The organism is Candidatus Hydrogenedentota bacterium (assembly GCA_019695095.1).
Taxonomy (GTDB): domain Bacteria; phylum Hydrogenedentota; class Hydrogenedentia; order Hydrogenedentales; family SLHB01; genus JAIBAQ01.
Map to the genome: position 1 here is coordinate 1 of JAIBAQ010000175.1, position 12,202 is coordinate 12,202.

Annotated in this window: 13 protein-coding genes; 6 read left to right on the forward strand and 7 right to left on the reverse strand. The window is 58.3% G+C overall.

The window, feature by feature from the left end; translation table 11 throughout:
• The 5 genes from K1Y02_20905 to K1Y02_20925 form a co-directional block, all read right to left on the reverse strand.
• Positions 1-398 (reverse strand): glycosyltransferase family 2 protein (locus K1Y02_20905; protein MBX7258835.1); only part of this gene is annotated, 398 nt, incomplete at its 3' end.
• Complete coding sequence (locus K1Y02_20910) at positions 398-1,399, reverse strand: glycosyltransferase (GenBank protein ID MBX7258836.1); 1,002 nt, start codon at positions 1,397-1,399, stop codon at positions 398-400. The genes K1Y02_20910 and K1Y02_20905, both read right to left, overlap by 1 nt.
• Complete coding sequence (locus K1Y02_20915; GenBank protein MBX7258837.1) at positions 1,396-1,893, reverse strand: beta-1,4-galactosyltransferase; 498 nt, start codon at positions 1,891-1,893, stop codon at positions 1,396-1,398. Before K1Y02_20915 ends, K1Y02_20910 begins: the two co-directional genes overlap by 4 nt.
• Position 1,894: 1 nt before the next feature.
• Positions 1,895-2,314 (reverse strand): capsular biosynthesis protein, encoded by a 420-nt coding sequence (locus tag K1Y02_20920; GenBank protein MBX7258838.1) that lies wholly within the window; start codon positions 2,312-2,314, stop codon positions 1,895-1,897.
• A 52-nt stretch (positions 2,315-2,366) separates the two neighbouring features.
• Complete coding sequence (locus K1Y02_20925; GenBank protein ID MBX7258839.1) at positions 2,367-3,317, reverse strand: glycosyltransferase family 2 protein; 951 nt, start codon at positions 3,315-3,317, stop codon at positions 2,367-2,369.
• A 145-nt stretch (positions 3,318-3,462) separates the two neighbouring features.
• Between K1Y02_20925 and K1Y02_20930 the strand changes: the two genes are divergently transcribed.
• The 6 genes from K1Y02_20930 to hemH all read left to right on the forward strand — a co-directional run bounded on the left by K1Y02_20930 (position 3,463) and on the right by hemH (position 9,168).
• Positions 3,463-4,242 (forward strand): class I SAM-dependent methyltransferase, encoded by a 780-nt coding sequence (locus tag K1Y02_20930; GenBank protein ID MBX7258840.1) that lies wholly within the window; start codon positions 3,463-3,465, stop codon positions 4,240-4,242.
• A complete protein-coding gene (locus tag K1Y02_20935) occupies positions 4,235-5,770 on the forward strand; it encodes a glycosyltransferase family 39 protein (GenBank protein ID MBX7258841.1) in 1,536 nt (511 codons plus the stop codon). Before K1Y02_20930 ends, K1Y02_20935 begins: the two co-directional genes overlap by 8 nt.
• Positions 5,771-6,044: 274 nt before the next feature.
• Entirely contained in the window at positions 6,045-6,740 is a 696-nt protein-coding gene (locus K1Y02_20940) for a class I SAM-dependent methyltransferase (GenBank protein ID MBX7258842.1), read from the forward strand.
• Positions 6,713-7,423 carry a class I SAM-dependent methyltransferase gene (locus tag K1Y02_20945; GenBank protein ID MBX7258843.1) on the forward strand — a complete coding sequence of 237 codons (711 nt, stop codon included), beginning with the start codon at positions 6,713-6,715 and terminating at the stop codon, positions 7,421-7,423. Before K1Y02_20940 ends, K1Y02_20945 begins: the two co-directional genes overlap by 28 nt.
• A complete protein-coding gene (locus tag K1Y02_20950) occupies positions 7,414-8,124 on the forward strand; it encodes an SDR family NAD(P)-dependent oxidoreductase (protein ID MBX7258844.1) in 711 nt (236 codons plus the stop codon). The genes K1Y02_20945 and K1Y02_20950 overlap by 10 nt, the downstream gene beginning before the upstream one ends.
• Before the next feature lie 18 nt (positions 8,125-8,142).
• Positions 8,143-9,168 (forward strand): ferrochelatase, encoded by a 1,026-nt coding sequence (gene hemH / locus K1Y02_20955; protein ID MBX7258845.1) that lies wholly within the window; start codon positions 8,143-8,145, stop codon positions 9,166-9,168.
• Positions 9,169-9,187: 19 nt separating this feature from the next.
• Here hemH and K1Y02_20960 read toward each other — a convergent pair whose 3' ends face one another.
• Positions 9,188-10,288, reverse strand: a complete 1,101-nt coding sequence (locus tag K1Y02_20960; protein MBX7258846.1) for a LacI family transcriptional regulator — start codon at positions 10,286-10,288, stop codon at positions 9,188-9,190.
• A gap of 156 nt (positions 10,289-10,444) precedes the next feature.
• Positions 10,445-12,202 (reverse strand): penicillin acylase family protein (locus K1Y02_20965; protein MBX7258847.1); only part of this gene is annotated, 1,758 nt, incomplete at its 5' end.

Consider the following 12,202-nt stretch of genomic DNA (forward strand, 5'->3'; position numbering starts at 1 on the left):
AGACGCCTGCTCCAAGAAGGGACGTAGGAGCTGTCGGAGACATAGCGCGAGCCGATGACCATGTCAGCGTCGCCTCTTTCCAGGCGGTCCACGAGAGACTTCATCTGTGCGACAGGGTGTTGACCGTCCGCGTCGCATTGTATGGCGACGTCGTATCCGTGGCGCAGAGCGAATTTGAAACCGGTCTGTACGGCGCTGCCGATGCCAAGGTTGTAGGGTAAACGGACCAACTCCACACCCTGAAGTCCGCGCACCACCTTTGCGGTTTCGTCGGTGGAACCGTCGTCAATCACAACGATATCGAAATCAGGAACAAGGTCATGCAATGAGGTTACGACAGAGGCAATGGTCGCCTCCTCGTTGTAGGCCGGGATTATGACTAACACACGTTTTGCCATCAGGCAGTCGACTTTCTCAGAACTCGAAAGGTCCAAATCCCCTGCGCCATTCCGATGGCGCGCGCGACGTCTCGAATCAGCATGACACCGACAAAGCCTAGCATGCGACGGTCGCGCGTACGTAGAAACATCTTCCAAGGCACGGGCAACCGTACCGCGACCAACGTGAGCAGCATGCCGGCAACGACGCCAATATAGAACGGCGCGGGTGGTCCTAACAAGACAAGGAAGAACGAAAGGCCAAGCAATAGCATGAGAACCGGAGCAAGGAGGTCGGTAATACCGGCATAGCGATCGCCGCGCATTCGATGGGGATGTTTTGCATAGAGCTTCATGCGCCAAAAGCCGTGGCGCATTTGAGTGCGAAGGTATCGGCGCAACCGGGTGGGGTGGTAGTGGAAGACCACGGCCTCGCCCGTGAACCGGAGCTTGCCGCCGGTGTCGAGCAGGCGATACGAGAGGTCATTGTCCTCGCCCGAGGCTGCGCGAAACGATTCGTCGAATCCGCCGCATTCCAGGAACGCACTTTTTCGAACCGCAAGGTTGAATGAACCCAGAAAGTCCACGAACTCGCCAAACGTCTCGTGGCGGCACTGAATCTCCTCGTGGATCATCCGCGCCAACAGGGACTCATCGTCGGCGATGCCATACGTGCCGCCCACGGCGACGACACCTTCGTCGAAACCTTGCATGAGTTGCTCCAGCCAGTCTTCGGCTGGTACGCAGTCGGAATCGGTGAAGACGAGGAACTCTCCGGAAGCTTCATGCGCGCCGCGGTTGCGCGCGGCAGCAGGTCCTTGTTGGTTTTGGCGGATACAGCGAATAGGGAACGGGGCGCTGAGGGCTGTCGTGTTGTCGGTGGAACCATCATCAATCACGATGACCTCGGTGTTCGGATAGGACTGCGCAAGGCAGGCCTCAAGGCATTCTTCGATCGTGGCGGCAGCATTGTGCGCGGGTATGACGATAGAAATCAGCGGCGTTGTGGATTCGGTATTCATGTCACGCGACGGGCCTTGCGCTGCGCAATTTCATTTACGAAGGCGCGGACGGAAGCTACCAACTTATCGCGAGCAGGGCGGTAGGACTCATAGGCGCGAGGCGGGTTCGCGAGGGCGTGTTCCAGGTCCGCGACATCGAGGATCATTTTGCCCCAACCGCGCCGTTCGACCGCACGCGCCAAATCCACCTGGTGCTCGGTTGTATGTTCATTGAATTTCATGAGCCGCGGCACGACAACGAGCGGGCGCTTCGATTGCAGCGCGTCGATTACACTGCCGATCCCTGCGTGGCAAACGATGACGCGAGCCTCCTGTTGCAGCGCCAATACTTCTTCTCTCGGCTTAAAGGTGAAGTGTTCGCAATGCCGGGGAATGGTCCCACCCATACCGATCTGCACAATGGTGCGTTCGCCCGTGGATTCCGCAAGCTCGTCCACGCGTTGGATGAGCCTTGGGAAGTCCAGAAACATGGTGCCGACGGTTACGTAGACCATGCTACAACTCCGCTCTTCTGTCTTCGTCGACAAAGCTGCCCTCGTAACGTGCTCGTGCACCGTATACGCTCAGGAGCTCCGGCCATTGCACGTAGAATCGCTGCGACAGCCAATACGTGATACGCCCGGTGAAGGACGGCGTAGTGACTTGCGCTCCGCACTCGATGTACAGGCGCGGAACGCGCAGAAGGGTCGCCACAAAGAAGACGGGTAGGGCGATTTCCGCGCCGGTGGAGACAACCAAGTCGGGTTTCTCTTTCATGAAGATGGAAAGAGAGCGTCCGATGTTCCTGATGAACTCGATGACATTGTGTCCCATATTGGGCACAAGATAGGCATGCGGCAGCTTACGCGTAGTCTCCGCGTCGTAGCAGAAATAGAAGACGTTGTGGCCTTCGAAGGCTTCCACGAGTTGCAGCATCTCGGTCAAGTGGCCCCCGTGTGAGCACACGAGACAGATGTTTAGCCGCGCGTCAGGCACACCGTGCCTCCGGGGGAATGGGGGCGAGCAGTCCCTTAAGGATACCCCACGAGTACGGCCAGATAATGATCCAACGCGCAATCCAACGCGTAAAGGCCATGGGAATGCTGCGAAAACGGGCAAGAAGGAAGAGGTACGTGAGGAGCAGGGGAGTGGCCGCGACGACGACGCCAATTCGCCAATCGATTGCGAGTAGCAACAAGCCCAGGGGGAGTCCCATCGCGAGGAGCGGGATGGCGAGCGTATACCACCACAGTCCGTCACGCCAACCGGCGGCGCGCATCATCACGACGATGTCCTTCCCCATCATGATGGCTTTACGCATCAGACCGCGAAAACGAGTCTCGTAATTGTGATGCGCGGCTACCCCTTCCTCGAACCATAGCCGGTATCCGGCTCGCTTTAAGGCTCCCGCAATGTACATGTCTTCCGCTGCGCTGTGGCGGGGGAGTTTCAGCCAGCCGCCGACCTGACGAAGGGCGTCAGTGCGAAAGTAGCTATTGCCTCCGATGATTCCTTGCGTTTCGCCTGTAGACTCCGTCTCAACGATGAACCACATATGGTGCAACCAGGCCGCGAAATTGCGCGTGCCAACGGGGGGATGTCTACCGGTACCCGCGGCAACGTCTCTATGCTCGTCAAGGACACGCTTCGCCAATTCCACCCACTCCGGCGCGAGTACACAATCGGCATCCGTAAACGCGAGGTATTCGGTCGTGCAGGCGTCCAGTACGGCGTTGCGCGCTTCATACAGACCGGTGGCATTACTGGCGATTACTTGCGCGCCATGGGCGCGAGCGACATCCGCCGTCGGATCGGATAATTCATCGACGGCCACCAGGATTACGTCGGGCGCGACGGTCTGTGAACGGATGCTATCCAAGCATGGCCCGATGATGTTCTGCGCATTCCGAGCGCAGATGGCAAGTGTCAGCGTTGGCATTCGACTCCACTACCCCAAGGGGGGCGTAACGTACCGCAAATTGACGGGTCCCACACCGGTGAAATCGTAGTGTAACGCGAACCCGCAGGCAAGCTATTCTCTCGGTGTTATGTTCGCCGTGTACGGTTTTCCCAGAGACTATCTTGTGATGTGGCACATCGGTGCGCGCCTCGGCGTAGCGCCCGTGCTGCGTTACTTGCGTCGTGCGAAACAGGCGGGTCTGCGATCGCTTGTCGACGTTGGCGCGGGAGGCGGCTCCAATTCCCTTCTGGCCGCGCAGGAGGGTTTTGCGGTGGTAAGCTGCGATCTTGTGCCGGCCTGTCTGCGAGAGACGACGGGCGTGGCGAAGCGCATTGGCGTGGACCGACATCTGTTTTCCGTGTGTTCGGATGCGCTCGTATTGCCTTTTTCGGACGGGTCGTTTGACGTTGCGTTTGCCTCGCACATCATTGAACACCTAGATGATCCGCGTGGTTTGCTTTGCGAACTGAACCGAATTCTGAGACCCGGGGGGCGTTTGCGCGTGGCGTGTCCGACGCCCTATCACGGCATGCGGGTGAGCGTCCGCTTAGGGTATTGTCTCGATCCACCCGACCACAAGGTCCTTGGGTACAGCGTGTCGGATGTGGAGTCAATGCTTCCGGCGGGCATGACGATCGAGCGGGTGACCTACCAGGGGCGGTTTCTTGAAGCCAATCTCGCGGATTTGCAGCACGTCGTGTCGCGATGGTTGGGGCTCCGCGCCAACCCCATTGAACCAGCACGCGTGGATGGGGCTGGTCCGGGCGAGATTGGACTGCTGGTGGGTATCGCCAAAGAAGTCCTCCTTGTACCCGCCGTGGCGCTCTGCACGTTGGAAGATGCACTGCTGTCCTTCACAAGAGGGAGCATGATGTCATTGGAGATTGTGAAAGCGAATGAATGAGCCGGCTCACAGCGAACGCACGACATGGTGGGAATGGTTGTTGCTCGCCATCGCGGTTGCGACGGCTGGGGTGTTGGGGTTTGCGAACCTGGGGCTTCCGAGCCTATGGCACGATGAACTGATTCACGTTTACGCGGGAAAAGAGATTCTGAGGACCGGTCTGCCGCTTCTCTTGGGCGGGCCCATGTACACGGGCGGCCCACTGCATTCCTATCTGCTTGCGGGCGTGATTGCACTTTTCGGTGATAGCGAGGCGGTGGTGCGAGCCCCCACGGTGTGCTTTGCGATGCTCAACGTGTTGCTGACGTATCTCATCGCGCGCCGGCTTTTCGGACGCGGAACCGCACTAACGGCCGCGTTTCTCTTGGCAACTTCACCGTGGTCGGTAGCCTGGTCGAGGCAGGCACGATTCTACACCATGAACCAGACGGCGTACTTGGCAATGCTGGTCGCATACTGGAAGTTCGGTGAGGCGGCCTCGTGGAAGCGTTGTGCCACGTGGGGGCTTGGGACGCTCGGGGGATACGTCGGCGGTCTGGCCACCGCGCCGCATGGGATTCTCTTCCTTGGCCCCCTCGGTGCGTATGCGGCGCTTCGCGCAGTCTACGAGCGGACCGTGCGGTCCAGATGGGTACTCGCTTTGGCGGTGGTCGGTCTTGCTGGTCTAGTTACGCTTGCGGGGTTCTACTTCAGTCTGCCACGCCAGGAGCACGACGCCATCTTCAAGGAGGGGCAGTTGCTTGACGCACCCGCGCGTCCAACTATCGACCACGATCAATCCGATAGTCTCTACTACTTCCGGTTCTTCACAAATAACCTGAGCCGAGGATACTTTGTTCTGGCGGTTGGCGGCTTTGCGCTCATGCTTCTACGCGAACGCAGAAGAGGATTGTTCGCCGCGCTGAGCTTTGCGGCGCCAGTCTTCGTGTTGAACTTCCTGATTGGCTACCGCCGTCATCGTTTTATGTTCTTCGCGTACCCATTCTTCGTAATCGCGTGCGCCTATGCGCTGGTACGTGCGTTCGAGTTCATTCTCTCTGCGCGGTCCTCGATTTGGCGGCTTGCGATTACATTGCCGCTACTCGTATTTTTCGTGCGTTTGGGGATCTCCACCGCCGATCTTGCCGAGGACAGCATTCGCGTGGCACGGGGCGACGATGTAACGCTCGCCGTCGCGCATCCGCAGTGGCGTAAGCCGTGCGAGTACGTGAAGGCGCACGCGGATGTCGCCGCAATACTCACGACTTCCTATTTGCCCGTGTACCATTACGTGGGGCGCGTCGACAATTGGTATCCGAGCCGCGTAGTCGTGTGGGAGCGCGCCGAGACGGGGTTGCACGGGCTCGAAGGAGTGGAAGACCTCAAAGCGTTTGTGAAAGAACATCCAAAGGGGTACTTCATAGCCGAATACAGGCGTTTTGAGCACTCTGGCATGTTTGCGGAGGATGTCGCCTGGGTTCAGGCGAATATGAAGCGAGTGGATGAGGCGTGCAGCGGCGATATAACGGTATATGCGTGGGGCATGTGACGTGTCTGGCGTATCGTGGCAGTTTGAGAGGCCGCTCATCTACAATGCCCGAAAGAACCGCTGGCAAGGGAAGCCCTTAGTCCGCAATTTGCACCGGCGCGATTGAGCGCCGACGCAAATTGCTCACATGCAAGACTTGGAGGTTATGCCATGAGGATTTCTCGCGAACACACTCTGTTTTCGGAGAGCCGCTTAGGTATTCGCCGCAAGTTTGGCAAGCGCATTGGTTACGAGAGAAGGTCAAGTGTGTTCGTGAGAAATCCGGATTAGAATCATGGACTATGCCAAGAACTACGAGCGTTGCTGCCTCGAACAGACCAATGTCATTCACCGGCTGTTCATCGATCTCATGTCGCGAAAGGCGCAGTCGATAGGTCAGAAGAGCCACAAGATTTGGTCGATGAAGTATGTTATTGATCACTATTTCGTGGGGCGCAGTGGTCTTCGCGTGTTGGATTGCGGCGCGTGGAACGGCTGGTTCTTGAGTTACGAGTCGCCGGCGGTTGCGCAGCGAATTGCCCTTGATTTCGACGACCACTATGCGGGCGCACTGCGGCAGGACGGGATCGATTTCGTGATGGCGGACATGGAGAAGGGGTGGTTCCCTTTGGCTTCAGATAGCATTGATCTGCTTGCCATGACCAGCACCTTGGAGCATTTGAATTGTCCGGAGAAGATTGCCGTTGAAATCCGCAGGGTGTTGAGGCCGGGCGGAGTGGTGTTTGTCACGGTTCCGGACATCATGAAGTACAAGTTCCGCTTCTGGAACGACATTACCCACAAACGCCCGTTTACGCAGGGGGCACTCAAGTTCCTGTTCGAGACGCATGAGTTCGAGACCGTCGAACTTGGCCCGTACAATCACAATCTGTTTATTGCGGGCAATCTCTTTCCTCCGCGAATTCATCATTTCTTAATGCGGTTTCGCGGCGACGCCCTTCTATACATAGGAAGGAAAGGTGCATCGTGACACGTCCGCAAGCCCAACTCTTTGACCGGTTGTCTGCGAGTGACCGGCTCTATGACTACGAGAAAAACGCATTGGAACGCATCAATGCGTTGGTTCCCGACAAGGGGCGTGTGTTGGACCTGGGGTGTGGGGACGGCATTATCGGCGCTGCGTTCGACACTGCTTTTGTGGTGGGAGTGGATGTCTCATTTCGTTGCGCGCGATTGTCGGGGGCCAAAGGCATTCGCGCAATTGTGGGCGACGCAACAGAGGCATTGCCCTTTGCCGCCGAGGCGTTCGATACGGTGTTTTGCGTGGATGTTCTGCATCACCTGGAACAAAAATGGGAAGGCGTGTTCGCTGAATTGGACCGCGTCCTGCGGCCCGGCGGTACAATGGCCATTGTGGAGCCAGATGCACGAAATCCGTTCGTGCGGTGGACTCAAGCTCCGGGCTCGCCGATTCGTGTGGCGCCGTTTGATAACGAGCCTGCCATCTACCCGGATGAGTTGAGTCCACATCTCCTTGGACTGGGGTATGAAGTCTCCTATTCGCAAATCCATATTCTTGGTGAGCAAGTTGAGCGCAGTGTCTTCCCATTGTGGCAGCGAATCGCAAAGGCTCCATTCACGCTGGCACTTGCTTACTGGTATCGGAACATGCCGAACAAGTTTGCCATGATTGCACGCAAGCCATGCCGATAGGCGGAAAAACCATACTCATAACTGGCGCGGGCGGCATCGTAGGCAGTGGGCTTGCGGCGTCTTTTGCCGCGGGCGGGGCGCGGTTGCTGATTGCCGGACGTCGTCAAGAGCCCTTGGAAATCTTGGCGCAGAAGATTCACACGGCAGGAGGGGTTTGCGACACGTGCGTATTCGATTTGCGCAGTCGTGAATCGCTGGAACGGCTGGTGGAGTTTGCCAACGAGGGGGATAGGCGTGTCGACGTCTTGATTAACAACGCCGCGGACACGATGTCCAGATCATTTCGAGAGACTTCGCTGGAGGAGATTGAGAATAGCATTGCCACGAATCTCACCGGCGCCCTGCAGCTAACGCGTCTGATCGTTCCAGGCATGATTGAGCGTGGAAGCGGCGCGATCGTAAACATTTCATCTCTTGCGGGGTATAAGCCCAATCCGACGCAGACCGTCTATAGCATTGCCAAAGGTGGAATCAATGCGATGTCCGAAGCGTTATTCTCGGAATTAAGGCACTGTGGAATACACGTCGTGAACGTTGCCTTAATGGGTGTGGGCACGGGCCCAATGCGCATTCCGGTCGAAACCGTGGCGCGGCGCATAGAACGCGCACTTGATTGTGGCGAACCGGAGGTGTTTTTCTATCGGAGCACCCAATGGCTTATGCGGTTGTATGGCCTGATACCCAGCTTGAAGCGGCGATAGTCGGAAGGGAGTTGAACCATGCACAGCGGCGAGAAGGTTGGCATACTCCTCATTAACACAGGGACTACAGACGCGCCCCGGGCACCGGAGACGCGTACGTATCTCAAGGAGTTTCTTTCCGATCCGCGCATACTCGACATCAACCCGGTAGTGCGATGGCTGTTGCTCAACTTGGTGATATTGCCGAGGCGTCCCAAGCAATCGGCGCACGCGTACAGCGCGGTGTGGACCGAGCAGGGATCGCCGCTGATCGTGATAACGCGCGAACTCGTAGCTGCTTTGAAAGAGAAGATGCCGGAATGCGAGTTCGCCATCGGCATGCGATATGGCAATCCGTCCGTCAAGAGCGGTCTGGAGTCCCTTGTAGAGAAGAACGTTGACCGCATTATCGTCGCACCGATGTACCCCCAATATTCGTCGGCAGCGAATGGATCGGCCTTGGAGCTTGTATACAAACTCGCGGGCAAATATTGGAACGTGCCGCACATTTCCGCGGTTCCTCCATTTCATGCGGATAAGGGATTCCTGGATGCGTGGGCGACGCTCTGCAAGCCCATGGTTGAGCAGTTTCAGCCGGATCTGGTTCTAATGAGTTATCACGGGCTTCCGGAGCGACAGATCAAGAAGAGCGATATAACGGGCCAGTATTGCCTGAAGCATGATTGCTGCTGTGAAGAGGTGGTTGACGCGAATCGGAATTGCTATCGGGCGCACTGCTTTCAAACCTCGCGCGCCCTGGCCGAGCGACTCGGGCTGCCGCAGGAACAGTGGTCGGTATCCTTTCAATCCCGTCTGGGACGCGATCCGTGGATCAAACCCGCGACGGACCTTGTCATTCCCACCTTGCCGAAGAAGGGTATTAAGCGCCTGGCCGTGATTTGCCCCGCGTTTACGGCCGATTGCCTGGAGACGCTTGAGGAGATTGCGATCCGTGCCCGCAGCGATTTCCTCATGGCGGGCGGAGAGGCGTTTCAGCACATTCCATGTCTGAATGCGCACCCCGCGTGGGTAGACGCGTTGGCGGCGTTGTTGCGAAGGTATTGAGCGGCGGACCCGGCGCGGGTTATTCGCTCAGATCGAAGAGGTTCGTCGGCTTGGGGAGTTCCTCGGTATCGAGCGTTTTGTACAACGTTGGACGGTACAGGACCTTCACGGGTGAGTCGGTTTCCCCAGTGAACCACCGCGCGAACTGTTCCAGCCCATCCATGGCAGCCTGCCAAACGGGCAACCAAACGTGGGCGCAGGCTTCGCGCATGACAGTAGTGTTTGGCGAATAGGTCCACGCAACGATTTCGACATCTTTGCCGGGTACACGTCCAGCCCTTCTACACCCTTCGCGCACGCTCTCGGAATCCTCGGAGCCGCTGGCTTCGACAAAGGCCGTGACGGATCGATCGAGCAGCAGCCGATGCACGGCATTGATGACGTCGCGTGAGGCAAATGAAGCCACACGAATCAGAGACTCATCCACCTCAATGCCGGACTCCTGGAGCGCGCGCACATAGCCCCGGTAGCGCTCGAATCCCGGTTGATACCCCTGAAATCCCTTCAGGAAGCCCACGCGCTGGTGGCCTCGGCTCAAGAGATGATGAGTCGACACCGCGGCGGCTTCTTCGTAGTCCACCGTGGCGCTGCTGCACTCCGGCAATGAGTCCAGTCGGCCAAGCGCCATGTAGGGATGACCGGACTCATGGATTTTGAAGATGGTCGGGTCGGCAGGGCTTAGTGGGCCGCACAGCACGCACCCCCAGTAGCGCTGTTCCCAGAGTCCACGCGCATAGTTGATGTGATTCTCAAGTTTAAAGGGATTTACGTCAAAACAGATGTACTGCCCTTTGGTGCCGAAGATGCGGTACAACTCCGCGAAAAGCTGAATAAAGAACTTCTGACTGACGGGCACTTCTTCCGTGGGCGCGGGGATGGTTACGCCGACACAATCGCGGGGCGTGCTTCGCATGCTGCGCGCCCCCGTGTGCGGGAAATACCCGACTTCCTCGATGAGCCTAGCGACGCGGTGCCGGGTCGCCTCGCTGACGCCGGGCTCTCCGTTCACCACACGGCTGACTGTCTTGACAGAAACGCCTGCTTCCCGAGCCACGTCGTGCATCGTCCAGGTCCAACGTTTCTTGGGGGACTTGGGCTGCGGCTTGGGTGCTATGCTCATAGGGTTTTCCATACTTCCTTCTTTTGTCAGGATTATGGCGATGGTACGTTCAAAGTACTCAAAGCGAGTCTAGTATGTCAATTGCGAAGGTATCCCGATCAAATGTCAGGACAGTAACCGCAATGGGGCAGACCGGCTAACAGCGTGGGGTCAGTCCTAAGGCTTGAGCAGCCATGCCGGGGATCCCAGCAGCACATACCATTGCGGTCTGGAATCCTTTGCATTGAAGCCCCTGAGCTTCGGGTCAAATGACTGTTCCGGGAGCTTAGTCCACCCGCGTGCCTCGTCAAAAGCGTAGAGTTCCAGCCTTTCGAGATTGGCTTCCGAGCAGGTGCCTTTGCCCGGCCGTAGACTAATCTCGATGTCCACTTGAGTGTCCTTAGCGGAACATTCGACTTGCACAAATTCGGTGAACGCCGCGAGATTTTCCGGCAGCGGCCGAGGGGGATCGGGTGAAACCGACAATCGCGCACCGACGGGTTTGTCTGCCGAAACCTTGATGATTCCTTCGACCCCCGGCGGACGGAGTTGTAGCGCGCTGCCCCAGGCAATTGCACCCTGACGCACTCGTGACGAACCGTCCGACGGCGCGAACTCGGGCGCGGCTGGCATTTGGACTGGCGGAGGGAGAGGGCCATCCGTGGTTGACGGAGTAGGAGCGGCCTCCGGGGTTTGACTGGGTGTAGCTTCTGTCTGAGGCGAAGTCTGGGTTGCGACTTCCTGGGGTGTAGCGGGAGCTTCCGCCACAGGAGTCTGACCGGGACCGCCCTCATCTTGCGGTGATTGTGCGGTCTGCTGATTCTGAGCACGACGCTGTAGCGCCTCTCTAGCACCGGGCGCCCCAGGTACCAAGGGGGGAGGAGCGTCGGGAGATTTGAGGGAGCTGAGTTTGGGCACTCGCTCGCGGATGGCGCTGTCCGGAATGGTAAGGGCTACCCGTGAGCGCATATCCGATTCCTGCGCCGCTCGGTACTCCGCAGGGGCGAGAATAGCGTACGTTCGGGCGCGCCGATCCCGAAAACTGAGGATTCGGGTCGCTGGATCGATTGTCTGGGCGTCGAGGCGAGACCAGCCCGTTGTATCGTCGTATGCGAAAGCGACCAACGAAGAGAGATGTTCTTCAGGGCAGAGTTCAGGGGGGATATAGACGCTCAAATCGACCGTTACCGGTGCGCTGGCAGGCTCGACCATGACGCGCGTATACACCGTAAACGTTGCCAGACCCAGCGGTAGCTGCGCCGGGGGCTGGGTGTACATGGCGGAGCCGACGGATACCGGGCTGCCCGAGCGGACGATGCCTGAGGCGGGAAGTCCGGTGGGAGAGAAGCGAACGGAACAACCGTAGGCCAGCTTTGCGTTCCGGCGCACGTCTTCGGGATCGAATCGAACGACCTTCATTCGCCGTTCGCGGATGAGGTCCATCTGGTCCGCGTAATGGGGTGAATCGGGGTCTTCCGAAGCGCCAAAGGGAACCACGCTGGCGGTGTCGACAGTCTCTCCCAACTTCACGACCATGGCGTAGGCGTATCCGTAGTTGACACGCCACACCTTCTCCGAGAAGTCGGCGTCCGACGCGATGAATATAGCATCGCCGGAGCCGGTACCTGCGGCGGGTGTGGACTGTTTCCCACGAACGAAGCGATGGGCCTCTCCCCACGGTACGGACAACGAACCGAACTCTGACCGCATAAGGCGCGCGGCTTGTTCCGCCGCTTTCAGGCTGAGCGTTTGGGCTTCCGCGTCGCCTGCGGCGATTGCATCGAGCAGCGCTCCCTCGGAAAGAGTGGCCGGAAGCATGGACTTCAGCGTCGCCCAATAGACGTGAAAGAACGTCATGCCTGTGCTTTCGGTGTCGGCCACGTAATTCCAATTACGCAGCGTGTCGAGACCGGGCTGCAAATCGGGATGCGCCTG

What these genes read in the sequence shown, in the direction of transcription:
- K1Y02_20910 (MBX7258836.1), bottom strand. Translation starts at nt 1,399, where the DNA reads ATGAATACCGAATCCACAACGCCGCTGATTTCTATCGTCATACCCGCG.
- K1Y02_20915 (MBX7258837.1), bottom strand. Translation starts at nt 1,893, where the DNA reads ATGGTCTACGTAACCGTCGGCACCATGTTTCTGGACTTCCCAAGGCTC.
- K1Y02_20920 (MBX7258838.1), bottom strand. Translation starts at nt 2,314, where the DNA reads ATGCTGCAACTCGTGGAAGCCTTCGAAGGCCACAACGTCTTCTATTTC.
- K1Y02_20925 (MBX7258839.1), bottom strand. Translation starts at nt 3,317, where the DNA reads ATGCCAACGCTGACACTTGCCATCTGCGCTCGGAATGCGCAGAACATC.
- K1Y02_20935 (MBX7258841.1), top strand. Translation starts at nt 4,235, where the DNA reads ATGAATGAGCCGGCTCACAGCGAACGCACGACATGGTGGGAATGGTTG.
- K1Y02_20940 (MBX7258842.1), top strand. Translation starts at nt 6,045, where the DNA reads ATGGACTATGCCAAGAACTACGAGCGTTGCTGCCTCGAACAGACCAAT.
- K1Y02_20950 (MBX7258844.1), top strand. Translation starts at nt 7,414, where the DNA reads ATGCCGATAGGCGGAAAAACCATACTCATAACTGGCGCGGGCGGCATC.
- hemH (MBX7258845.1), top strand. Translation starts at nt 8,143, where the DNA reads ATGCACAGCGGCGAGAAGGTTGGCATACTCCTCATTAACACAGGGACT.
- K1Y02_20960 (MBX7258846.1), bottom strand. Translation starts at nt 10,288, where the DNA reads ATGAGCATAGCACCCAAGCCGCAGCCCAAGTCCCCCAAGAAACGTTGG.